Annotated in this window: 16 protein-coding genes; 2 read left to right on the top strand and 14 right to left on the bottom strand. The window is 40.7% G+C overall.

All coding sequences use genetic code 11. The features are described from left to right. Positions 1-1,071: 1,071 nt before the first annotated feature. From CGC64_RS02270 to pckA, 7 genes are all read right to left on the bottom strand, one after another. Positions 1,072-2,199, bottom strand: a complete 1,128-nt coding sequence (locus CGC64_RS02270) for an acyltransferase family protein (RefSeq protein ID WP_005681766.1) — start codon at positions 2,197-2,199, stop codon at positions 1,072-1,074. A gap of 126 nt (positions 2,200-2,325) precedes the next feature. After that, positions 2,326-2,796, bottom strand: coding sequence for a DUF5018-related domain-containing protein (locus CGC64_RS02275; RefSeq protein WP_005675315.1), 471 nt, complete (start codon positions 2,794-2,796; stop codon positions 2,326-2,328). 44 nt (positions 2,797-2,840) lie between these two features. Next, entirely contained in the window at positions 2,841-4,694 is a 1,854-nt protein-coding gene (locus tag CGC64_RS02280; protein WP_005675314.1) for a RagB/SusD family nutrient uptake outer membrane protein, read from the bottom strand. Between the two features lie 20 nt (positions 4,695-4,714). Beyond that, positions 4,715-8,116: a TonB-dependent receptor gene (locus CGC64_RS02285; RefSeq protein WP_005675313.1), complete on the bottom strand. Its 3,402-nt coding sequence runs from the start codon at positions 8,114-8,116 to the stop codon at positions 4,715-4,717. A gap of 149 nt (positions 8,117-8,265) precedes the next feature. Continuing rightward, on the bottom strand, positions 8,266-9,201 hold the full coding sequence (locus tag CGC64_RS02290; protein ID WP_005675312.1) for a FecR family protein: 936 nt from the start codon (positions 9,199-9,201) through the stop codon (positions 8,266-8,268). Between the two features lie 91 nt (positions 9,202-9,292). Then, complete coding sequence (locus tag CGC64_RS02295) at positions 9,293-9,862, bottom strand: RNA polymerase sigma-70 factor (RefSeq protein ID WP_005675311.1); 570 nt, start codon at positions 9,860-9,862, stop codon at positions 9,293-9,295. Positions 9,863-10,010: 148 nt separating this feature from the next. Further along, entirely contained in the window at positions 10,011-11,618 is a 1,608-nt protein-coding gene (pckA, locus tag CGC64_RS02300; RefSeq protein WP_005675310.1) for a phosphoenolpyruvate carboxykinase (ATP), read from the bottom strand. A gap of 284 nt (positions 11,619-11,902) precedes the next feature. Between pckA and upp the strand changes: the two genes are divergently transcribed. Further along, positions 11,903-12,556 carry a uracil phosphoribosyltransferase gene (upp, locus tag CGC64_RS02305; RefSeq protein ID WP_005675306.1) on the top strand — a complete coding sequence of 218 codons (654 nt, stop codon included), beginning with the start codon at positions 11,903-11,905 and terminating at the stop codon, positions 12,554-12,556. Positions 12,557-12,560: 4 nt separating this feature from the next. Here upp and CGC64_RS02310 read toward each other — a convergent pair whose 3' ends face one another. From CGC64_RS02310 to ahcY, 6 genes are all read right to left on the bottom strand, one after another. Further along, positions 12,561-13,436, bottom strand: coding sequence for a helix-turn-helix domain-containing protein (locus tag CGC64_RS02310; RefSeq protein ID WP_005675304.1), 876 nt, complete (start codon positions 13,434-13,436; stop codon positions 12,561-12,563). Between the two features lie 39 nt (positions 13,437-13,475). Next, a complete protein-coding gene (locus CGC64_RS02315) occupies positions 13,476-15,113 on the bottom strand; it encodes an efflux MFS transporter permease (RefSeq protein ID WP_005681770.1) in 1,638 nt (545 codons plus the stop codon). Between the two features lie 65 nt (positions 15,114-15,178). Continuing rightward, complete coding sequence (locus CGC64_RS02320; RefSeq protein ID WP_005675300.1) at positions 15,179-16,270, bottom strand: HlyD family secretion protein; 1,092 nt, start codon at positions 16,268-16,270, stop codon at positions 15,179-15,181. 28 nt (positions 16,271-16,298) lie between these two features. Further along, the gene (locus CGC64_RS02325) at positions 16,299-17,630 is read right to left on the bottom strand and encodes a TolC family protein (protein ID WP_005675299.1); all 1,332 of its coding nucleotides are present in this window, start codon (positions 17,628-17,630) and stop codon (positions 16,299-16,301) included. 344 nt (positions 17,631-17,974) lie between these two features. Next, on the bottom strand, positions 17,975-20,488 hold the full coding sequence (locus CGC64_RS02330) for a YfhO family protein (protein WP_005675297.1): 2,514 nt from the start codon (positions 20,486-20,488) through the stop codon (positions 17,975-17,977). A 114-nt stretch (positions 20,489-20,602) separates the two neighbouring features. Then, positions 20,603-22,033, bottom strand: coding sequence for an adenosylhomocysteinase (gene ahcY / locus CGC64_RS02335; protein ID WP_005675296.1), 1,431 nt, complete (start codon positions 22,031-22,033; stop codon positions 20,603-20,605). Between the two features lie 171 nt (positions 22,034-22,204). Between ahcY and CGC64_RS02340 the strand changes: the two genes are divergently transcribed. After that, positions 22,205-23,395, top strand: coding sequence for a sensor histidine kinase (locus CGC64_RS02340; protein ID WP_005675295.1), 1,191 nt, complete (start codon positions 22,205-22,207; stop codon positions 23,393-23,395). 105 nt (positions 23,396-23,500) lie between these two features. Here the strand turns inward: CGC64_RS02340 and CGC64_RS02345 are convergent, their stop codons facing one another. Then, positions 23,501-25,189: a S41 family peptidase gene (locus CGC64_RS02345; RefSeq protein WP_005675293.1), complete on the bottom strand. Its 1,689-nt coding sequence runs from the start codon at positions 25,187-25,189 to the stop codon at positions 23,501-23,503. Between the last annotated feature and the right edge of the window lie 10 nt (positions 25,190-25,199).

The raw sequence follows: 25,199 nt of genomic DNA on the forward strand, positions 1-25,199 counted from the left end.
TATCTTCACAAAAACGTTTATTTTTTCTTTGCCAGCATTCGTTATTAGTTTATAATCTTGTTAAAGGTGTTACACCGGAAATTCTCAAATAGACGGCATTTTCTATCTTATGAATCACATCCGTTTTTTCAAAAAATCCCACTACCCGATACTACATTCTGTTGCATCGGTTGTGGGAACTTGGGGGTATGTTAAGTTTCAAATAATACATTATACAAGACTTATTCAATCCCCGGACAAAAGCACTCTTTTTTCCATAAATTGAATATAAAAAACAAGATGATATAACCTGGTTATACTGTACCAGAGGAGATAAACTGTGCTGAGCTGTACTGTTCATAGGATATAAGGTCTTTTTTTATTTATCGCTACACTAAGTTCTACTGGAACTTCGTGATAAAAAAAGAATATATATCAGAGGGGTATGAAATGAAGAAAATAAGGACTCTACCAAAGTTAATTACAAAAAGCGCATAATATATAGATACAAAAATCACGATATAAACGCTTATTTGCAAATAAAACTATTGACAATTTATTTCATTGAGTAAAAATATTAAAACAGATAAGTTCTTTTTTTATATTTATCTGACCAGATAATAAAAACATTACTCAAATCTATTGCAATTACAAAAATTATCTATATATTTGCAACGTATTACAATTATTATTGCATACAAACTAACACATTAGTTCACTTTACAAAACGAATCACGAAGTTCCAGTAGAACTTGGTAAAAGTTATTTCAAACAAATTCTGAATAATCTTCTAATTGCATATTTTCTTTCAGTAAAAAAATCTATTAAATTTTATAATTATATATCTTTGAATAGTTTTTAAGGAACATATAGACTATCATCGGGAAGCTACATTTGAGACTTCATTCATATTCTAAATAGATTATTTCATTGCCTACTATTACTTCGCATAACCATAGTTATACGAAAAGAAGACTATAGTTACGCGAAATAAAAAACTAATAAAATAGTAAACAGTGAAAAAGAAACGCCTATAACGACAGGAATCATTTATTATACCAATACAGACTTTTCTTATTCATTGTAGTATTTTTAAATTTTCAAAAAGATACGATGTTTATACATCATTTGAAGTATAAAAAAGACAATGAGATAATTAGCAAAACTTAACCATACAGAATAATAGTTACCAAGAAACTGCTCTAAGCCATAGCTGATAGAAGCTGCTATACAACGGAAATTAACGACCTCACCTAAAATATAGGCAGTGATAGAGTTCATCCCATAAATTTTCAACCAATCCAACCCATAGGTATGCCCTTTATAGTCTATCCAATAATAAAATAATCCCATAAGCAGAAAGCAGAGTCCTCCGGAAAACAAAGTCATACTACAAGTCCATAGCCGCTTAATAATAGGCATTTGCAAACTCCATAGCAAAGATACCCCTATTAATACTATGCCTAACAATAACAAAAGCCTCACCACTCCCTTTCTATTTTCTTTTCCTTCTTTCATTATCTTTCCGGCAAAAGTACCTAGCATAACTGTTACTCCAAAAGTTAAGCTACTCCATATCCAAGTATAAGTATAATAAGGAGAAAAATGCCAGTTTCCATCTTCTCCCCAATACACACCATCCCGAAACTGGCCTAGCACTAGTCGGTCTACCTTTTCTGCAAAATTCCCTCCGGGAGTAAAATCGCCGAAGAAAGTCATCGGTATCCAGTAGAGCAGTAACAATAATAATGTAATGAGCACCTGATAACGGAAAGAACAGTGTAACAAAATTATTGCTGCAATAAGATAGCCTGTTGCTATCGCCTGCAACGTATTCGAATATAAATAAAGAGAATCAGGATTCAATCCCAAAAGGTTTCCCTGCACAATCATGCCGAAAATAAAAAGCAATACAAAGCGCTTTATTATTTTACGATAAATATGCCATTTATTAGGGGCATTTTTAAACTTGGAAAAGGAAAAAGGCATGGAGGCTCCTGTCATAAACAGGAAAAGTGGCATCACAAGGTCCCAGAACCGGAAACCAATCCAAGACTCATGATCGAACTGATATAAAATGTCATTAAGCCACGGAAAATTCAAACGTTGCCCCAAAGCCACAAATACCGGTTGAAAGAAAACTAAAAGAAAGAGGTCGAAACCCCGTAGGATATCGAGTGAAGCCAAACGCCCGGAGACGGGAGACAAAGGTGTATTCATAAACATTATAATTTTCAAATTAAAAAGGAGTCGTTGACATAACGTGCTTACTCACCACCTCAACGACTCCCAAGACCTCAATTGTTTGATTTCAGTTTATTTGCTACAAATATAAGAAAATAATACCTATTTATTCAACACAACTTTGACAGTCCATGTTTTCTTTGTTCCATTTGCAGCCATGACACTATATCTACGTTCTGAGGTCCAATCGCCCGGAGCCCCTAACTTCGGGGAGCCATCCAGTGGTGTCACGCGTGCAGCAGTAGACACATTGAAGTATACAACCAACTTATTCAACGACACTTTTGCACGTTCAGCATCAGTAAAACTGCCACTGGCAGCAGGAACCGTGAAAGTCGCAGTAACAACCGCTTCGTCTTCGTTGATACTATTGGACTTCTCCAATTCCTTCTCCGCCACCTTAAACTCACCTGTCAAAGCATCCTTCTCTGTTGTATAGTAGCGGTGATATGCACCGACTGAGGTAATTTCCGCTTCTTCATAAGCCTCAAGATCATCTTTACATGAGGAAACAAATGGCAAGCACAACAGTACAAGCAACCATTTTATGTCTGATAATTTAATTCTATTCATTGTTCTTGTTTCATTGATTAATAATTCGAATATTGGTTATCATTTTACCACAGAGGATTTTGGTCCTTCTCTGTTATAGCAGAGTTTGCATTAATCAAACTTTGCGGAATAGGATACAAATAGCGTTTCTTAGAAAAAGTACGGTCGGCATTTCCATATCCTTGTGTACCGATAAACATACGATGACGGTCACTGCTAATTTCAATAAATGTAGCCGGAGTACGCAATTCTTTGATGACTTCACTTCCGGAGGGTTGTCCGTCGTTTGCTTCTTCACCATATTTGCCCCAACGCAACAAAGACCAATAATAGTCGCCTTCCATTGGCAATTCTACATGACGCTCAATCTTATAATCTTTCCATGCCTCAACCAACGTGGATGCTTCGGATTCCGGCAAACCACCATGTACAGTGCGAGTCTGATTGAAAGTAGCTACTGCTTCTGACAGTTTTGAAGGGTCACTCTTTGCCAGACAAAGAAGGGCTTCAGCCTTATTCAACAGCGCACGTCCGTACCGGAAAATTACATAATGATAATCCGTAGGCACATCAACAAATATACGCCAGTCATTAATGTAGACACCTTTGCGCCACAAGTAATTGGTAGACCCCATTTCAGCGGTTCCCGGAGCCTCACCCAAACTACAACGTTGCAAGTTACCGGTCTTATGCATTGTGACTAATTCCCCATAATATTCACAGGAGTCCTGTACGATTGTCGCATAAAAACGTTTGTCGCGATGCGTATACATAAAATCATTAATACGGGTATCACGCCCTTTATCTTTCGTTTCATAAGCCAGAGAGTGTTCATCCAATTCATCAGCATTCACAGCCAGATCTCTTACAGCATCATTAGAAATGACATTGGTATTATTCACAAACTGGGAAGTCGTATTCCACTTTTTAGCTTCATTTGTCAGTTGGTCAATAACCAGATAATCATCTACCAAATTCTGGGAAGGCGAATGTTCCAGCCAGCACTCAAAGACCCAGTCTTTTTTAAACAAAGGACCACGTCCCAACTTTTTTAGATTATCATTTCCCTGATTAGGAATGACAGTCTGCATATAAGTATCACCGCCATTTGTATTTTCTTTACTGAAATATCTGGCTAAAATAATCTCCGTTGAAGAATAAGAGTTCTCCTGATTGAACATGCCACCATAATTGGCGTCCAAAGAATAACCTTGGATAGCATCTACCGCTACTACCGCTTGTTCCCATAATGTCTTCTTTCGTGTAGCATCCGTAGTGTAAGCAGCAGCCGTCAGACAGACTTCCGACTTCAAAGCCCGAGCCGCATTAGCATTGGCACGCCCGGCAGGATATTCCTCTGGAAGTCCTGCTATGGCATCATCCAAATCACTCAATATCAAATCATACGTCCGGTCAATAGATTCAGTGAGGGGCAAATTAAATTCATCGTCTACTTGCAATACCCTGTCTACCCAAATCACACGTCCACAATGTTTCGCCTGATAATAGTAGATCATAGCCCGAAGCATTTTTCCCTCGGCAACCAGTTCTTTTTTATCCAAATCGGATAAAGCAGTAGAGGCGGAAGCCTGTTCAATAATCAAGTTACACCGACGGATAATACTAAATTTATTAAAACCGAAATCATGTTCCCGATTTATCAGGTCACGTGCCTCTCCCGGACAACTTTGGCGTAGAATTGTATTTAGTGTTATCTGATCGTCTCCCCAAAAATCGTGGTATAATCCCAAAATATCAGGATATGTGCGTAGTACGAATGCATCGGCAGTAGACCGACTCCCCCAAACCAATTCTTCCGAATAAGTTTCCGTAGGTTTCGTATCTAAAAAATGTTCACAACTTTGCAGTGTTAACATCCCTCCTAAAAGTGCAGGAACTATATATTTTATTATTTTCATATTCTGTGTTTTTAAAGTTATTAGAATCCAATGTTAAAACTAATCGAATATACCCTGCTGACAGGATAAGTATATAAATTAGTATTTCCAATCTCCGGATCAATATCGTATTTATTCGATTCGCTGAAAGTCAACAAGTTATATCCACTCAGAGAGACATCACATTTCGTGATCCATGGAACTCTCTTCAATACTTTATGTTTCAGATCATAACCGATATTCAAACTCTTCAGACGGATATAGCCAGTATTAACCAACCAGAAATCAGATGAACCATAATTGTTGCTTCCATTATATTTAGAAGTACTCCGCAGACGAGGGAACTTGGCATTCCGATTATCCGGTGTCCAAACGTCTCTCTGGAAATCATAAATCACTGACAAATAGCCATAATCGGAACCTTGACCTTGCAGCTTGTCTCCAAAATAGAAATCTTTGGACGTAGCTCCTTGCCACAACATATTCATGAACCAGCCCTTATAATTAAGATCTATACTTATACCATACTGTCCGCGAGGAGAAGAATTTTTACCGATACGATGTTGGTCATTTCCGTCAATTATACCATCTCCATTGAAATCATAATATTTAATATCACCAGCACCCAAGTTTACCGAGTTTTGCCGTTTGGGTGAGTTCATCACATCTTCCTGACTTTGATAATATCCCAAAGATTCATATCCGATTCCCCAATATCCTTTGGCATGAGTAGTACGTTTATAAGGATTCTTCAAGTCTGTTTCTGCTTCGTACGGATTATTCATCCAGAATGAATCAAAATAGGTAAAATTAGCACCTATCGCATATTCAAAATCACCTCTCTTTTCTTTCCATTGTACAATGAATTCACCTCCTTGACGAATACTTTCACCGTCAGACTTTACTTGTGGCAATGAGGTTCCTAACGGATCAGTATATGCCACATTAGAAGGAGAAGTCAGATATCCTTTTGTAGACATACGGAAATATTCGACAGAACCGGACAAGCGATTATCTAAAGAAGCAAAGTCTAATCCGACATTTGTACTGCGAGTTGTATACCAAGAAATATCTTTGCTAACCAAGTTACCTTCAGAAAAACCCGGATAAAATTTACCTCCTAACAAATATCCGCGTTCATCCAAATTATAAGACTGTAAATATGAATAAGCAGAAATATCATCCAGACCAATCTCTCCATAAGAAGCCCTAATCTTAAACAGATCAAGAATATGGCGATCTTTCAAATTTTTCCAGAACGATTCTTCAGAGATTACCCATGCCGCCGAACCTGCATAAAAGACTCCCCAACGTTTTCCTTTCGGGAAATTGTCACTGCCGTCATAACGCATACTACCTTCTACCACATATTTACTTGCATAATCATACTTTAAATGAGCCACTAGACCGGCACGTGCACGTGTCCCCTCAGCAGAGGAGTTTGTAGCCGTAGCAACAGGCCCCGGATTGATCTGATCTACATCCAACAAGTATTCTTTACGTCCCAGAGTTGCATTATCATACATATATTTATTTGCCTCAATACCGGCCGTAGCACTAACAGTATGCACAACATTAAAAGTACGGTCGTAATTTGCAAAAGCTTGTACGGTGTACTCTGACATATTCCAATAATTCTTTTCTAAAGACGGCTTGCTTGGAGTATTCGGATTTCCGTCCCAATCATACATAACCGGAGATTTCTTCCAATCCTTCTGACGGTCGGCTGTCAGACGATAATTTCCTAACGCTTTCAATCTTAGTCCTGCTACCCAAGGTACCGTCCATTCCAATCCCATATTGGCCTTAACCGTAGCAATCTCTCCCTTGCTATATCCCGCTTCCGGAGAAATCTCCGCCAACGGGTTATCCGGGATATTATTCAATTGCCCATATTGGTTATACGCATTTTCCCAAGGCAATTTATTCTGGATATGACTCCAGACACTACCATAATCACCTCCCGTAGTACTCAACGGCTCCCGGCTTTTTGTCAGATATCCTTCGATTCCTGAAGTTACTTTAACGCCTACTTCCTTAAAATCTGCAATCAGGTTGGTACGGTAATTATAGCGTTGGAGATTATTGGTATTATTCTTATAGATAGACTGCTGGTCATAATATGAGAATGATGTATATGCTTTTACTTTTTCACTACCACCGGTCACAGTCAGTGTATGACGTTGTTCAGGAGCAAACGTATTCATAGCCAACTTCTGCCAGTCCACGTTAGGGTAATGATGAGGATCAGAACCGTTCGCAAAAAGTTCCATTTCTTCCGCATTAAAACGTTCTTTCATACCGTCATTCGCCAACCCCTGGTTCAGATAATAAGCGGCATCATACGAATTCAATTTATCAGGCATAATTGTAGGTTGACTCAAATTGTAGTTGAAACTATAATTGATACTCATTTTACCAGCTTTACCCTGCTTAGTTACCACCATGATAATGCCATTTGCAGCACGTGCACCATATACGGCAGTAGAAGCCGCATCTTTCAGCACAGACATCTGTTCCACATCTTCAGGATTTAAATTCCGGAAATCACGTTCTTCACAGATAACATCATCGATAACAAACAATGGAGTAGCACCACCACGAATGGATATAGAAGAATAGTTATTAATACCACCTCCGGATGTATTCACGATCAATCCCGGAGCACGGCCGGCAAGGCTCTGTGTTATATTAGCCGTAGGTACTTTAGCTATATCTTCAGCATTCACACTGGCAATAGCGGCAGTAGTCTTGCGCTTGGAAGTCGTGCCATACCCCACAACAATCACTTCGTCCAACGCCTTAGTATCTTCTTCCATATAGATACTAATATGTTTCTCCTTACCGACAACAACCGTTTTCGTCCGATATCCGATAAACGATATTTCAATGACAGATTTTGCCGGAAGCTCCAATTTAAACTTTCCTTCCAGATCAGTAATGGTACCAATAGTTGTATTCTGTACTTTTACAGAAGCACCGATTATCGGTTCTCCCGCTTCGTCAAGCACCACACCGGTAATGTTTTCCATTCTTTTACTTTGTTGCTGTACACTTACCTCGTTTAAGGATTTTTCCGTTTTTGTCAAAACAATATGAGTTCCCTCCATTTGATAGGCAACGTCCTTTCCAGCAAACAACTTAGCTAAAACGCTATTAACCGCCTTTGCATTCACATTAATCGAAACCGGACGTTTCACATTAATGTCGTTGGAATAAATAAACAGATAATTAGTTTGATTTTCTATTTCATTCAGCACATCCAGAAGTGTCACATTACTTCTTTTAATAGTAACTTTCGCCGTCTGAGAATTTACATTATCGGCTAAAGCACAGAACGAACAGAAGAACAATAAGAATGTAGTTATTCGCATAGCTCTATAAAATAGGTTAACATGGGGATTTTTTAGCTTATAATCGTCCCCGATTGATTTATTTTTCATATTTTTACGATTAGATTTTATTAAAAGTTTTTTCACTCTCGGGTGAGAAAATTTATCTCACGATCGGCAGGTATTGGTAGTACTTGCCGATTTCGTTTTCAGACTTCTTCTATTTATTTACATAGGCATTCATTTTATAGTTGGACAAATTATTTCAGATAAATCACATTAGCTTCATCATCCCTCCGGAATGAGAAACCGACCTCTCTTTGAAGTACCCGTAATGCGTAATCTACTCCGTCAATCAGCCTGAACTTTCCATTCAGTTTTGGGTTTGCAATTTGTGGATTCTCTTTCACAAAACGGATATCATAATAGATCTCAAATTGTTTCAGAACATCATCAAAAGATAGGTTCTTAAAACAATAAAGCCCGTCACGCCAACGGTAAGTATCCATATCATCAATCTGCTTACGAGTGAGAAGACCGTTTTCCAATACAGCCTTATCTTTGGGATAGAGTGTCATATCTTCATAAGCAGTATGCACCTTCACTTTACCTTCTATCAAAGAAGTTTCAAAAACATCTGTTGTCGCATAAGCGCTTATGTAAAACTTAGTTCCTAATACTTCTACATCACCCTTAGTCGTTTTAACAATAAATGGTTTCTCTTTATTCTTACTCACTTCAAAATAGGCTTCGCCGTCCACTTTTACTATTCTTTGATCGGACACTTTAAAGCTTTGCGGATACTCCATTTTGGTTTTAGCATTCAACCAAACCTTTGTTCCATCAGACAATGTCAAGTGAACACGCTGTCCCTGGGGGACAGTAACTGTATTCATCACTTCGTCTCTAAAAGATTGTTGCAAGAAATATGTAGTCGTAATGATAGTAAGTATCACAATCGCTGCAATACCGGAAAGAGTAGCCACCACTTTATGCCATGGAATATAGAATCGGGGGCGGCTCTTTTCGTAAGACGGATCCCCGTGAAGCAAAATAGCATCAAAAAGTTGACGTTCACGGAAAAACTCGCGACGATGTTCGTCGCATTCATCTATCCAAAGACGAATTTTCTTTTCTTCCTCAAGCGTCGTTTCTTTATTAAAAAAACGAAATAAAAGTTCTCTGTCCAAATTCATCGTCAACTTATATAAAATGACACATTATACCATTGCCTTTTATAGTAAAGCACACAACGAAAAAGAATCCCTAGTTAATAGATGTGAAAAATTAATGATAGATAAGATAAATCAAAAGAGGCAGGAAGTCTTTCAATGTTTTTTTTAAAGATTCTGTCGCCTTATTCATATGGTATTCAACTCCCTTGACGGACATATTCATCTCTGAAGCAATCTCACGATAACTCTTTTCTTCAAAGCGCCGCATAATAAAGACTCTTCTTGTTTTTTCCGGCAATTTACTTAACGCATGCTCCACCAACTGCTTCATTTCTTTAGAAAAAAGTTCCTCCGGGTTGCATGCTTCCAGAGTAGATATCTGTATCGCAAGCTTCCATGCTGCATGCTCTTGTAATTGCTCTGATACAGCCTGATAATACTGACGGTCGCGAAGATAATTCAGGCACTTATTTTTAATTGTAGTAAAAATATAAGCAGGAGGATTCACTCCAAACAAACGGGTCCTGTTTTCCCAGTAATAAGTCATGGCTTCCATCACAATATCCTCAGCCTCCATATAGTTATCCACATAAGTATAAGCGAAACGGACAAAGCGTTCATGATACTCCGTAAATAGTTTATTGAAAGAGACGAGATCAATACTGTTATCGCGCAGGTTCATTTATTTTTCTTTTAGATATTTATAAGGCATAACAAATATATCTTTATTATATCAAATTACAAAATAGAATTCATATTTTTATGAAACTTATGAAACAAAAAGGCGGCTCCTTTCGGAACCGCCTTTCTCAATATATCTAATATATAAATTAGAGTTTCGGACCAGCAGCAACCAAAGCCTTACCAGCTTCGTTACCTGTAAACTTAGCGAAGTTCTTGATAAAACGTCCTGCCAAGTCTTTTGCTTTTTCTTCCCATTTGCAAGCACATTCGTAAGTGTCGCGCGGGTCAAGGATATTCGGATCAACACCCGGAAGTTCTGTCGGAACAACAAAGTCGAAGTAAGGAATAACCTTAGTAGGAGCTTTGTCGATAGAACCGTCAAGGATCGCATCGATAATACCACGAGTATCTTTGATAGAGATACGTTTGCCAGAACCATTCCAACCAGTGTTAACCAAGTATGCCTTAGCACCAGTCATTTCCATCTTCTTAACCAGTTCTTCTGCATATTTAGTCGGGTGCAATGACAAGAAAGCAGCACCGAAGCAAGCAGAGAATGTCGGAGTCGGTTCAGTGATACCACGTTCTGTACCAGCCAATTTAGCTGTAAATCCAGACAGGAAGTAATACTGAGCTTGTTCCGGGTTCAGGATAGATACCGGAGGCAATACACCGAATGCGTCAGCAGACAAGAAGATAACTTGTTTAGCGTGAGGACCTTTAGAAACAGGCTTAACAATGTTTTCGATGTGATAGATAGGATAAGAAACACGAGTGTTTTCTGTTACGCTCTTATCAGTGAAGTCGATCTTACCGTTAGCGTCAACTGTTACGTTTTCAAGCAAAGCGTCACGTTTGATAGCGTTATAGATATCCGGTTCGCTGTCTTTATCCAAGTTGATAACCTTAGCATAGCAACCACCTTCGTAGTTAAATACACCTTCGTTATCCCAGCCGTGTTCGTCGTCACCGATCAACTTACGTTTCGGGTCAGTAGACAAAGTAGTCTTACCTGTACCTGACAGACCGAAGAAGATAGCAGAGCTAGTTCCTTCCATATCCGTGTTAGCAGAGCAGTGCATAGAAGCGATACCACGAAGCGGGTTCATGTAGTTCATAATAGAGAACATACCTTTCTTCATTTCACCACCGTACCAAGTATTCAGGATAACTTGTTCTTTAGTCTTCAGGTTAAACACTGTAGCAGTTTCAGAGTTCAAGCCCAGTTCTTTATAGTTGTCAACTTTAGCTTTAGAAGCATTGAAACATACGAAATCAGGTTCTCCGTAGTTAGCAAGTTCTTCAGCAGTCGGACGGATGAACATGTTAGTTACGAAGTGAGCCTGCCAAGCTACTTCCATGATGAAACGTACTTTCATACGAGTTGCTTCGTTAGCACCACAGAAAGTATCAACAACGAACAGACGTTTGCCTGACAATTGTTTTACAGCTTTAGCTTTCAAATCAGCCCAAGCTTCTTCAGTACAAGGTTTGTTGTCGTTTTTGTATTCGTCAGAAGTCCACCATACAGAATCAGCAGAAGCTTCATTCTTAACGAAGAATTTATCTTTAGGAGAACGACCGGTATAGATACCTGTCATTACATTAACAGCACCTAATTCAGTTACTTGACCTTTTTCAAAGCCTTCCAGACTCGGTTTTGTTTCTTCAGCGAACAAAACATCATAAGACGGGTTGTGCAAAATCTCGGTCACACCTGTGATACCGTACTTGCTTAAATCTAAATTTGCCATTTTCTTTGAATTAATTAAATTGGTATTTTGTTTTATTATCTCTTCACCTTTTGACTAAGAAGGGGATTGAGGAACGCCCCCTTGTAAATCCGGGTACAAAAGTAACACTTTCTTTGGAAAGCAAGAAGGGATTAGAGAAATTTTTCCCTAATTGAATCTCTTTTATAAATTCCTAACAATATCTGCAAACTGAATATTGCAATTTGAAAGATTATCATTTACTTTGCAAGTCAGTATGCTATCAATACTATGAAAATGAGATTAAATTATGATTAAACTATAATATGAAAGTAATTGATTTTAGCAAAACAAATTCGATTCTAAACCAGTACATATCCGAGATCAGAAATGTAGAAGTTCAGAACGACCGCCTTCGCTTCCGCCGTAACATTGAACGTATCGGAGAAATCATGGCGTATGAAATGAGTAAGGAGTTTACATATTCGGTAAAAAACATCCGGACACCACTGGGAGTTGCTCCGGTAAGTACACCGGACAACAATTTAGTTATCAGCACTATCTTACGTGCAGGCCTACCCTTCCATCAGGGCTTCTTGAGTTATTTCGATGGTGCGGAGAATGCGTTTGTTTCCGCATACCGTAAGTATAAGGATACGCTAAAATTTGATATACATATAGAATATATCGCTTCTCCCCGTATTGACGACAAAACGCTGATCATCACCGACCCTATGTTGGCAACAGGCGGCAGTATGGAACTGAGCTATCAGGCAATGCTGACCAAAGGTCACCCTGCCGAAATCCACGTTGCTTCCATCATCGCCAGCCAGAAGGCTATCGATCATATTATAAATGTATTCCCCGAAGATAAGACAACGATCTGGTGTGCTGCTATCGACCCCGAAATCAATGAACACTCCTATATCGTTCCGGGGCTGGGCGACGCAGGCGATCTTGCCTACGGAGAAAAAGAATAAATCTTTAAAGACTCTTTCGATATTGCTGCGGTGACATCCCCACTTGCTTCTTAAAGAATGTACCGAAATAAGAAGCATTGGGGAAGCCGAAAGCATTCGAGATTTCCTGAATGTCCTGCTGAGTATTCTTCAGCAACGAGATACTTTTACGGATAATCGCCTTGAATACAAGTTCCTGTACTGTATACCCGCATATACTTTTTGAAACCGCAGAAAGATATTTAGGAGACAAACAGAGTTTATCCGCATAAAATTCCACTCCCCGCTCCTGCATATAATATTTCTCAATTAACTGGATTAAACGGATGAAGACTTCATTTTTCCGTCCTCCCGCTTCTTCTCCATCATTCACTAATTTACGATTATACATGGAACAAATCCTGTATGTTAATGCAAGTAGAAGCAGTTTTTGTTCGTAAAGTTTAAATGGATTTTCTTCTACCTCCACAGCACTGTCGAGCAGAGACATATATTTCGTGATTTCTTCTTCTTCACCGGTGGTCCACACACAACTAGGCTCATCAGGAGTAATCCGCGAATACATATACATAGTCACAACCGCATTGCCCATAATATCCCGTATGGGCTCTATCTGATAGATCAGAATCTGTACTTCCATATCTTCTGATTCCTGAAGAACCTGAAACGCACCTTCTTCGGGAATAAACAGGCTTTCGCCCGCCTTAGCAGAACAGACCTTCTGATTCAAGGAAAACTGGAAACTCCCCCGGTGACAAATAATCACCCCCAATCCTTTCATGTGGAACAGTTTTTTTAAAGAAGACGGAAAAGTCACAAGTACACCTCTCGAACTACATATATTTTTCCCGCTCAACAAGTCGCGGTCAAATTGCAATAAACGATCTTGCTGTGTATCCATAATACCAATACATTATATAAATCATTATCAAAAACGACGCTAAGTTAGCAATTTTCGTTTAGGATAAGGAACAACAAGCACAAATATCATACAAATTAACCCGCCATAGATCGTCCAGCCTGCCATTTCTTTGAGGGCGGAAAGCGTGGCTTGCACCTGAATCCGTCCCTTAGTAGATATAGCTGCCATATTACGGGCTTCCGTCTCACTTTTCCCTTGATACTTCATCCCCTGCACCGTACCAAGAAAAGAAGTAGAAGCATCCGGATTTAGCAAATCTACATTTTGCGCATAACGGGTGATGTAATGTTGCTGCCGTTCCTGGAGCACATTCGAATAAATAGCTCCTCCAATACCGGGTCCCAGCACCATACGCACGGTGAGCATGATGCAAATCCAGGTAGAAAGGTATTTGAAAGGCATACGCTGATTAGCATAAGCTGCCGTCAGGGCATACAAAATCATCATACCAATAGCACGGATAATGACTGCATACTTCAAACGTTCATACATCCCTGCTGTCTGTACTTCAAAATACATGAACACAGCCGATAAGGACAGAAAGAAAAAACCAAGAGCAAAAAGATATTTGAAATGCAATCCTTTGCTCCCCAACGCCATAGCAATCACTGCACCAATAGTATATCCCACCATGCACCAATTGCCCAACGAAGCATTCTGCAAATTATCAAGATGCATCCCTACACCTGCGAATACATTAACAAACATGGCACTGGAATTGATGATCATCAGCAGCAGATAAAGCAAAGCGCCCATACGGATGGTGCGTAGTTTGAATGCATCCAACAAGACATAAGGCGACCGGCGGGTGACATCCATATAGAGAAAGATCCCGGCAAAAAGTATGCTGACAGCAGTTGCCCAACGGATAGACTCATCATCGTACCAATCGAGCACTTTACCGTAAACCAGTACATAAGTGAGACACGTCAGCGAAACACAGAAGGCAGTGACATTACCGAACTTACGGAAGTTGATAGGAAAGCGCCCAGGGAATTTGTAATTGGGCATAGTGATAAATATGATTAAGATAGAAACCAGTAGAATCCCCATCATAAAATAATACACATACTTCCACTCATATTCAAAGGACAGCCAAGCCGTGAGTGCCGTACCCGACTGTCCCAGAATCATAAAAAACAGATAAACCGCCGGCTGGCTCACACATCTTTCAATATCCAGTTTGTTCCAACCGGCTGCGTCTTTCGGTTCCAGCCCCGGAGTGATATTACGGGTAGCTTCCATGCCTCCGGCATACCAAATAAGGGTAAACAGATTGACCATCATCAACACCATACGCAGAAAGCCTGTCAACAGGCTACAAAGTGCTAACAGGAATACGCTATCGGTCTTGGCACAAATATAACTGAATATATACATCAATGCGAATCCGACAATGCACATCATCTTCTCTCGGCGCACACACACCAGTTCGTACAAGAATGGAGCAAAAGCCGCCATACCGATCGAAGTCACAAAGTTAGCAAACTGAATATGTTCGGAAATAATGCCAAGACCGCTCATCATCTCGGTACTATTCACCGAATAAACCCCGCCTACCGTAAGAATCGGCAGGAAAAAGAATAATAGGATGATAATCCCCAATGGCTTGGGCATCCAGTTATAAAAAGGATAGTTTTTAGGATATGAGGGCATTTGTGTAAATCCAAATTACTGTTTACAAATAGTTAATCACACTTCACGGACAAGGCAAAATGAAACTAAAGCCGGGCTTTAACCACGACCATCATACCAGCTGCCAGTCGTTCGTTATCTTCTTTGGATAAATTAGTAAAATCAATACGTACAGGGATACGCTGTTGTATCTTTACAAAGTTTCCGGCCGAATTATCTGTCGGGACTAATGAGTATTTAGAACCTGTGGCCCCTGAAATAGATGTCACCTTCCCCGTAAACTCTTTATCACTAATAGCGTCTACCGTAACAGATACTTCCTGTCCGATATGCAGATTCTCAATTTGCGTTTCCTTATAATTGGCTACAATCCATTTTTGAGTATTAGGAAGAATATAAGTAATCGTTTGTCCGGCGGAAATGAATTGTCCTTCCTCCAACGAACGACGACCGAGCTTTCCATCACAGGGAGCTACCACAACCGTATAAGACAGATTCAGGCGTGCCATTTCAAGTGCCGCCGTTGCCCGTTGAATAGCAGCTTCGGTACTCACACGACGATAAGACACCTCATCCACACCGGAAAGGGCAGCTTTCTTCTGTCTTTCCACAGCTTCCAGCTTCTTACGCGTAGCCTCATAATCCGTAATAATCTGTTCAAGCTGAATAGGAGTCGCTGCATTTCGTTTCACCAGATTTTCATATCGTTTCCGGTCTTTCTCCAGTTTAGCCAGGCGCACTTCGATTTCAGCAATAGAGGCATCATAGACGGATGCAGTGGTCTGTGTAGTATTCAACGTGGCATTAATTATTGTGGCACCGGCTTGTGCATCCTTCAGTGCGGCTTCGGCTTCCATTACCCGGATTTTATATTCACGATCGTCGAGCACCATCAGAGTATCCCCTTTATGTACCTCCTGATGCTCGGTAAAGTAAATCTTATCAATATATCCTGAAGCACGCAGGTTGATAGGCGATACATATTGCTCGATCTGGGCATCGTTGCTGGTTTCCGTCTGGCTATAATTCAAAAAGAGACAAACCACTTCAATTACTCCCCAGACAATAATAGCCACTCCTAAAAGGCTGACTGCAATCTGCCAACGACGAAGTTTCTTCATTTTCTTCGCTTTCTCCTGATGAGTAGCGGAAGGAATATTATTTTCCATTGTTTCCATATTTTATGATTCGATTGTTAGTTGCATATTATTTGACTAATGATTCTATCTGCCCGGTCAGTTTGAGGAGCATCAGGTTGGTGACCCGATAATTATAATGTGCATTGATATAATTGTTCTGCGCTTCACTCATCTGCATTTCGTCTTGCAGCACCTCAGTCATTGAAGCGATCCCTTCGCGATAACGGTCAGAAGTAACGGCATAGACATCTTCCGCCAACAGATAGTTATCTTTCTGTTTTTTAAAATTACGCTGGTTATTCATCAGGTCATTCACCGCATTCAAATATTGGGTTTGCAGATTTTTCCGGGTGTCCTCCCATGCCAGCTTGCGATTCTCAATGTCGATCATCGCTTTCCTTATCTTATAGGTTTTATCCAGTCCATCAAAAATAGGAATGCGCAAAGTCAGCCCTAGTCCATACGAACGAAACCAATGATTGGACGGACCGGAATGGAACCAATGATAACCTTTATCTGTGTAGGCAGCATATCTCCAGTTCCCTGTCAAACTAAGAGAAGGGATATAGCCATTAGTAATCATCCGTTTTTGCCGTTCAGCCAGTTCCAGCTGCGATTGCGTGAGTTGCAGTTCGTAGAGGTTTTCCGACAAACCGGTTAAAGCGACCGTAGTAATGCTATCAGTATTAACCGGCGTCAGGGCTATTTCTTTTTCAGCCGGATAATCCATAATGTATTTCAACATATTAAGTTGCTGCTTCATCATTGCCTGTGCATTGTCATATTGCACTTTCAGGTTCTCCAAATTGATATTTACTCTTTTCAGGTCGACTTCCATAGACATACCATTATCAAAGAAAGCCCGGGTTATATCCCGCAACTCTTCCAGACGGGTGATATTCGCCTTTATCAACACTATTTGCTCGGCTGTTACTTGCCCCAGATAGTACATCTTGCTAATTTGAAGAATAATGTCCTCCCTCGCCTTACCATAAGACAAGCGGCTGATCTCCTCCACAACTTTAGCAATAGACATAGAAGTATAAAGAGTCTGGTTGAAAAGCGGCATTTGCATTTCCAGGCCTGCATTAGCAGAATGTTGCAATGTTTGAGTAATATTATAGGGAACGCCGTAAGATGAACCGTCCGTCACAGATACCGGAGGATCAAAATTATTACTATAACCGGCGACAGCACTAATCTGCGGCAACAATCTTGCCCGATTTTCAGATACACCATATTTGCTTTTCTGTATTTCTCTACGCTTGCTCTCCAACGACAAGTTGTTATCAATACCTATCCGAAGGCAATCTTCCAATGTCAAGGTTTCTACTCCTTGCGCTCTCCCGTTTACAACGAGCAAAATAAAAAAGGTAAAAATGAACAGTAGTCTTTTCATAATATATGCTCTATAATCGGCTACAAATTTAGTGGGTTAGGACAAATGAAAGCTACCCATAAACCGACTCTTTATATTCATATTTTCCTTTTTCAACAGAACTTTTGATAGACAAAACTCCGTACTTAGTCGATTTTATTTTCATCTATCCCAGTATCTGCTTAGTTTTGAGGTATTAAAACAAATAAAGAATGATTAATCAGCATATTCAAACAACCAAATAGCGTTTGTTTTTCATAATTTTTTAGTGAATGCAAAACGGCTCTCTTCGGGAGGAAGAGAGCCGTTCTTATCTAATAACCTTATCTATTCTATGCAATAAGGTAAGCATTACATCATTTCATTCAAGATTTCTTAGAGATTCTGCTTCTACTCATCCATACCAGAATCATCACTCCAATCAACAGCAAAGCCAATGCTGCGTAAGCAATACTTTCCGTCACATGTATGCTCTGCGGATCAAACCACATCTCAATCGTATGTTCACCGGCCGGAATATTCATTACACGCAACACATAGTCCGCCCGGGCAATATCCACCGGCTGACCGTCAATCGTTGCCTGCCATCCCGGATAATATATTTCAGAGAAAACAACTACACCGTCTTTAGCGGAAGAAGTCTTATAAACCAAACGATTCGGCTCATAGCTCGTCAAACGAATGGCAGACAGAGAGTCCTTATATCCTTCCGTCACACCCTTCAGTTTTTCCTTAAACTTCGCATCTACTACAGCGGTTTCCGTAGGAAGAATATCATTCAAAGCATCAATTTCCTCATTTGCATTATTCACATACTGCACCTTATCCACAAACCAGGCATTACCGTATGCATACGGATTTTCCACAGGAACAGGCTGCCCCTGTTGTCCGGCAGGGAAGATAAAGTATTTCGTGTTCAGCATATTCAGCACACGAAATTTAGAAGCATCCACGCTGTCCATTTTGCCACCGGCAGCAGCTACTTCCTGATAGGTCGCCTGCATTTCCGGAGTAATATGATGATCGATCATTTCCTGATAACGGCGCAACTTGGCGGCATGATAACCACCGACACTCTTATGCCAGTACGCTGTATTATTCTCATTAAATGTATTGCCGGGGAAACCTACAAAGTTCAATACCCGATAATATAAGGTCGTATCTTGAAGAATAATTTCATCCGCCTGCGTCTTGACGAATGCTTCTGCTTGTTTGGACTTCGGAACAAACAGATCGTCATACAAATAGCGTTTGTTGACACTCCACATATCTATCAGACACAGAAGTACAATACCTCCTAAGGTGAATGAGGCTTTCAACTTCTTCTGTTGATATAAGAATAAAAGCAGGCAACCTATAACGATGATAAAAAAGCTACGCCATGCATCCGAAGTTAGTATCGCCTCACGCATATCTTTCAGGCTGGTCATGACAGGAACAAGATGTTCCGCCGGAAGCCCTTGCTTCAAAGCAGCCATTTCCTGTCCTGAACTGAAGTTGGAGAAGAAAACTCCCGGAGCAACAGCCAGAATCAACGCAACACCGGCTGTAAGCACCAACGTGACAATTACTCCTGTACGGTTCTCTTTCAGCTTCAGGATATCCGGTTTGCTCAGAATCTCTTTCAAAGCAAAAATCGCCAACAACGGAATTGTAAATTCGGCTATTACAAGAATGGAGGATACCGCACGGAATTTATTATACATCGGAATATAATCGATGAAGAAATCAGTCAGCCCCATGAAGTTCTTTCCCCACGAAAGAAGGATAGAGAAAATGGTGGCTCCCAACAGTGCCCATTTGAGCGGTCCTTTAACTATAAAACATCCCAAAATAAACAGGAACACAACAAACGCTCCGACATATACCGGCCCGGCAGTCCACGGCTGATCGCCAAAATAGGGCGTCAACTGCGAATAAAGGTTTCCGTACATCGGGTTTGCTTTTGCCATAGCAGTTTCATTCTGTGACAAAGTAGTAGAACAGCCCCCTCCCTTAACGTTGGGCACTAATAGAGTCAGTGTTTCACCTATGCCATAGCTCCAATTTGTAATATAATCGCGGTCCAGTCCGCTACTGGTCTGGTTGGCAGCAGGGCCTTCCTGTTTCAGTTCGCTCTTACCGCGCATGGTCTCCTTACTATACTCGTAAGTATGGTACAAGTTGGAGATATTTACGCAAACTCCTACCACAGCAGCTAATGCAAGAATAGCGCTAGCCTTAAAGAAATGCGGCAATTCCTTCTTTTCATAAGCATCAACAAAATAAGCTATTATAAAGAACAGGATCACAAACATGAAGTAATAACTCATCTGAATGTGATTCGACTGAATCTGAAGAGCAATAAACAAGGCTGTAATAACCCCTCCTAACAAATATTTCTTCCGATAAGCCAATACGACACCGGCAATCGTAGGCGGAATATAAGCCAATGTAACAAACTTCCAGATATGCCCCGCCGGTATCAGAATAAAGAAATAGGAAGAGAATGCCCATATAATCCCCCCTAGTCCTGCCAGCCATGCTGATAATCCGAATGCTCGCAGAAGGATATAAAAGCCCAGCATCATAATGAAAGTCAGTACGACATAGCCGGGAAGGTATAACTGATACACCTTTTCCACCCACTTCAAAGTCTTTGTTGAATCGTAGCTCGGAGACATCTGATAGGTAGGCATACCGCCAAAAATAGAGTTTGTCCAGCGTGTACGTTCTCCGGTACGTTCGAGATATTCCTTGGATTCTTGCCCTGCACCAACTCCGGCCACCGAATCGTGCTGAAACAGAATACGACCTTCGATATCAGCCGGAAAGAAATAAGCAAAAGAAAGAATGATAAAAGCCAGAATGGCAATTAAGTCTGGAAGGATTTTCTTCATAATATATTGATAGTTGATAAATGATAATTGATAGTTGAGAATGATAACTGACTTGTTGCATTCAGCCCCCAAGCCAACAACTATCATTTATCAACTATCAATTATCAACTGAATTTAGTATCTATAATGATCCGCCTTGTAAGGGCCGTCTACCGATACACCGATATAAGCAGCCTGTTCAGGAGTCAGCTTAGTCAGTTTCACCCCGATTTTTTCAAGATGCAGACGGGCTACTTCCTCATCCAGATGTTTCGGCAAACGATATACATTTATATCATATTTTTTATTGAACAGTTCGATCTGAGCTAATGTCTGATTAGTAAACGAGTTACTCATCACGAATGACGGATGTCCTGTCGCACACCCCAGATTTACCAGACGGCCGTCGGCAAGCAGTATAATGCTATGGCCATCCGGGAAATAATAACGGTCTACCTGCGGTTTTATATTCACGCATTTGATACCCGCATAATGTTTCAACGCATCCACCTGAATTTCATTGTCGAAGTGACCGATATTACATACGATAGCCTGGTCTTTCATCTTCTCCATGTGGTCAATACGGATAATATCGATATTGCCAGTAGTAGTCACGAAAATATTGCCTTCAGTGCACGCATCCTCCATTGTCACTACTTCAAAGCCTTCCATTGCCGCTTGCAATGCGCAGATCGGGTCTACTTCCGTCACAAGCACACGTGCCCCGTAAGAGCGCATGGAATGTGAACATCCTTTACCGACATCACCATAGCCACATACAACTACTACCTTACCGGCAATCATCACATCCGTTGCACGCTTGATACCGTCAGCTAATGATTCACGACATCCGTACAGATTATCGAATTTGGACTTCGTTACCGAATCGTTCACATTGAATGCCGGGAATAACAGTTTGCCTTCTTCCTGCATCTGGTACAGACGGTGTACACCTGTGGTTGTCTCTTCAGATACGCCACGAACTTCTTCCGCTACGCGATGCCAACGGGTAGCATCTTCCGCCAACACTTTCTTCAAGATAGCATTCAGCTCTATTTCATCTTCTGCGTGCACTTCCTTATCCAGCACGGCAGCATTGTTTTCAGCATCATAACCAACGTGAATCATCATGGTTGCATCACCACCATCATCTACAATCACATTCGGTCCTTTACCACCGGGGAAACTCAAAGCCTGCAACGTACACCACCAGTAGTCGGCAAGCGTTTCACCCTTCCATGCAAACACAGGCACCCCCGAAGCAGCGATCGCTGCCGCAGCATGGTCTTGTGTCGAATATATATTACAAGAGCACCAACGTACTTCAGCACCTAAAGCAACCAATGTTTCAATCAGAACGGCTGTCTGAATGGTCATGTGCAACGATCCCATAATACGGGCACCTTTCAACGGTTTGGATTCTCCATACTTTTCGCGAAGAGCCATGAGGCCGGGCATTTCTTTTTCTGCCAAATCGATTTCCTTGCGTCCGAAGTCAGCAAGCGTAATATCTGCCACCTTGTAGGGCAGAGTAGAGAATAATTCTGTAGACATATTGTAAATCATTTATAAATAAGTGGTGCAAAGATAGAACATTCTGATTAGTAGGGCAAAAGCTATCCTCCTTTTTTATATTATAATAACTAGGAAGCCTGGCACGTTTGTCGGATTATTGTCTTATATTTGCAATATTAATGCACTTTATACAACATTGATAACAGATTTATTGAACCTTCTATGCAAAACAACGAGAACAAGACAAAAGAAGAGCTGATTAAAATTATAGAACAATTAGAGAAGAAAGTTGAAGATCTTTCTTCTATGCAGTCATACCCCGTACAAGAACGTTTCCGTGAAAAATACAGTACCCGTATTCTGGACGCCCTGCCCGATATGTTGACAGTTTTCGACCACGATGCAAACATTATTGAACTCGCCTCCTCTCCGTCGACCAATCATGTGGAAGGTATCAATGCCGATAATATCACCCATTCTAACGTAAAAGACATACTTCCGCCGGAAGCCTACGAAAGCGTACGCCAAAATATGGACAGGGTAATCCTTACAGGAGAAAGCTCAACATCCCGGCATGATCTGATGCTGGACGGTATCTTACACCATTACGAAAATCGTATTTTCCCTCTGGATAACGAATACCTGCTATGTATGTGTCGCGATATATCCGAACAATGGAATGCGGAACAAACCAACAAGAAACAACAAAAAGAGCTGGAAGCCGCCAGAATCAAAGCCGAAGAATCGGACCGCCTGAAATCAGCTTTTCTTGCCAACATGAGTCATGAGATCCGTACCCCCCTGAACGCCATCGTCGGATTTTCCAAATTAGTCATCGACGCTGAATGCACAAACGAGAAGGAACAGTATGCTGAAATCATCGAGAGAAATTCAGAAATATTACTGAATCTGTTCAATGATATTCTGGATTTGTCATCACTCGAAGCCGATTCATTGAGTTTCAATATCCGCCCTATCAAATTAATAGATATCTGCCTGCAACTGGAACAGCAATTCTGTTATAAAGTCAAAAACGGTACTAAACTGATTCTGGACGATGTAGACACCGAGCTTTATGTATCCGGAGACTGGAATCGTATCATACAGATTATAAGTAACTTGCTTAGTAATGCTGCCAAATTCACCCCAAAAGGAGAAATTCATTTCGGCTATCGGGAGAAAGAAGATTTCGTGGAATTTTATGTCAAAGATAGTGGTATCGGTATCCCGGCAGAAAGAGTAGCTACTATCTTCCAACGATTCGGTAAAATAAACGACTTTGTACAAGGTACCGGACTCGGATTAACTCTTTGCAGAATGTTAGTAGAGAAAATGGGAGGACGTATATGGCTGCGTTCCCAAGAAGGAAAAGGAAGCAGATTCTACTTCACCCTGCCTCTGATTCGTCAATAAGAACAACCGAATAAAAATAGCCGGATTATCAGAAACAAAAAAACGACGAGTATTTGCATTTACCATACACCCCGTCGTTTCTTTATTTATTATCACACGTATACCCTATTTCTTGGCAACCGGCGCACTTAGCATTTCCTTGTATTTCGCTGGATCATTCAGAATCTTCACAGCTTCCTTCAAGCCGTCATCATCCTTCAACTGCTGAATGATATTACCACGCTGATAATAATAGCGCTTTATAATTTCAGAAGCTATCATCTTCTTTATATCACCAGAGAAATAATCTAAATCGCGCTCAAGGTCATGGTTCAACTTCTTCTCGAGTGCCTTGAACTCTTCCGAAGCACCCTCCATATAACCTTCAAATTCGGCAGCCTCCTTCAAAGTTTTCAGAATTTTCTCACTTTGCTGGTCATATTTGAAATCAGCCTTCTTCACCAATGTCTTAAAGTCATTATAATCAGCGTCCGTAACCTCGAACTTTTCAGGCTCTACGATAGTAGGATGTTTCAGGCAGTACTGAGTTGCATAATCGAATATCAGATTATCCCGAACCAAATAAAACAGGATATTCGGCAACTTTTCCTGTTTGATAGCAACATCCGGCATCACCCCGCCTCCGTCGCGCACTTCACGTCCGGCAGCCGTATAGAACACTTTCGTCAAACTATCAGGAATAGTACCTACACTTCCGTCTTCATTCCGGTGTTTATAGTCAATAGCTTGCACACAGCGTCCGCTTGGAATATAATATTTGGAAGTAGTCACTTTCATCGTTCCTCCATAAGGCAGAGAACGGGGCACCTGTACCAGTCCTTTGCCAAAAGTACGACTGCCGACAACTACAGCACGGTCAAGGTCCTGCAAAGAACCCGACAGAATCTCAGAAGCAGAAGCTGTGCCACTATTTACCAATACAGCAATCGGAATATCCAAATCCAACGGTTCACGTAAAGTCTTATAAGTATTGCTCGCCTGCTTAATTTTACCTTTTGTTGTTACAATCACTTTTCCACGTGGTAAGAAATAGTTAGCAATTTCCACCGCCTCATCCAACAAGCCGCCGCCATTCCCGCGAAGGTCAATTACCAACGAAGTAGCCCCTTGTTTCTTTAAATCCAGAAACGCCTTCTTAAACTCCTTAGAAGGATTACCGGAGAAAGTACTCAAATTAATATATCCTACCTGATTATCCAGCACAGCAGCATAAGGAATCGCCGGATTTTGAATAGATTCACGTACAATCGTAAATTCCATCGGTGTATTTCCTCCCTTCGCATTGGGACGGTTCACTTTCAATTTAAAACTGGTTCCAGCCTGTCCGCGCAACATCTGGCTGACTTCCGCATTGTTCTTACCCGCAAGATCCTTGCCATCGATTTCCATTAGAATATCTCCGGCTTTCAATCCGGCTTTCGCGGCAGGTGTACCTTCGAAAGGTTCGGAAATCATCGAACGTTTGAGCTTTGTATTATAAGCAATGTAAGAACCGATACCACCGAATGAGCCTTTAATCATCTGTTCCAGTTCACTCTGGTCTTCTTCCGGAAAATACTCCGTATAAGGATCCAGCGTGAAAAGCATATTGTCAATCCCTTCCCGAATGGTCTTGTTCGGGTCAATTGTATCTACATAGAACATATCCAGCTCTTTCACAATCGCATTGAATATATCCAAATTCTTGGCAATCTGGAAATTGCGGTCGTCTCCACTCTTGAAACTAAAGAAAGCTACCGTAGCTATCACGGCTACTACAACAATAGCTATCCGCCCACTCAGCAATTTTTTCATACTTCTTTCA

The sequence above is a fragment of the Bacteroides caccae genome (genome assembly GCF_002222615.2).
In the GTDB taxonomy this organism is placed as follows: Bacteria; Bacteroidota; Bacteroidia; order Bacteroidales; family Bacteroidaceae; genus Bacteroides; species Bacteroides caccae.

Excerpts from the sequence above, each read along its gene's own strand:
- pckA (WP_005675310.1), bottom strand. The coding sequence starts at position 11,618 with ATGGCAAATTTAGATTTAAGCAAGTACGGTATCACAGGTGTGACCGAG.
- CGC64_RS02285 (WP_005675313.1), bottom strand. The coding sequence starts at position 8,116 with ATGAAAAATAAATCAATCGGGGACGATTATAAGCTAAAAAATCCCCAT.
- CGC64_RS02290 (WP_005675312.1), bottom strand. The coding sequence starts at position 9,201 with ATGAATTTGGACAGAGAACTTTTATTTCGTTTTTTTAATAAAGAAACG.
- CGC64_RS02345 (WP_005675293.1), bottom strand. The coding sequence starts at position 25,189 with ATGAAAAAATTGCTGAGTGGGCGGATAGCTATTGTTGTAGTAGCCGTG.
- CGC64_RS02310 (WP_005675304.1), bottom strand. The coding sequence starts at position 13,436 with ATGGATACACAGCAAGATCGTTTATTGCAATTTGACCGCGACTTGTTG.
- CGC64_RS02275 (WP_005675315.1), bottom strand. The coding sequence starts at position 2,796 with ATGAATAGAATTAAATTATCAGACATAAAATGGTTGCTTGTACTGTTG.
- CGC64_RS02330 (WP_005675297.1), bottom strand. The coding sequence starts at position 20,488 with ATGAAGAAAATCCTTCCAGACTTAATTGCCATTCTGGCTTTTATCATT.
- CGC64_RS02325 (WP_005675299.1), bottom strand. The coding sequence starts at position 17,630 with ATGAAAAGACTACTGTTCATTTTTACCTTTTTTATTTTGCTCGTTGTA.
- CGC64_RS02315 (WP_005681770.1), bottom strand. The coding sequence starts at position 15,113 with ATGCCCTCATATCCTAAAAACTATCCTTTTTATAACTGGATGCCCAAG.
- upp (WP_005675306.1), top strand. The coding sequence starts at position 11,903 with ATGAAAGTAATTGATTTTAGCAAAACAAATTCGATTCTAAACCAGTAC.
- ahcY (WP_005675296.1), bottom strand. The coding sequence starts at position 22,033 with ATGATTTACAATATGTCTACAGAATTATTCTCTACTCTGCCCTACAAG.
- CGC64_RS02340 (WP_005675295.1), top strand. The coding sequence starts at position 22,205 with ATGCAAAACAACGAGAACAAGACAAAAGAAGAGCTGATTAAAATTATA.
- CGC64_RS02295 (WP_005675311.1), bottom strand. The coding sequence starts at position 9,862 with ATGAACCTGCGCGATAACAGTATTGATCTCGTCTCTTTCAATAAACTA.
- CGC64_RS02280 (WP_005675314.1), bottom strand. The coding sequence starts at position 4,694 with ATGAAAATAATAAAATATATAGTTCCTGCACTTTTAGGAGGGATGTTA.
- CGC64_RS02320 (WP_005675300.1), bottom strand. The coding sequence starts at position 16,270 with ATGGAAACAATGGAAAATAATATTCCTTCCGCTACTCATCAGGAGAAA.
- CGC64_RS02270 (WP_005681766.1), bottom strand. The coding sequence starts at position 2,199 with ATGAATACACCTTTGTCTCCCGTCTCCGGGCGTTTGGCTTCACTCGAT.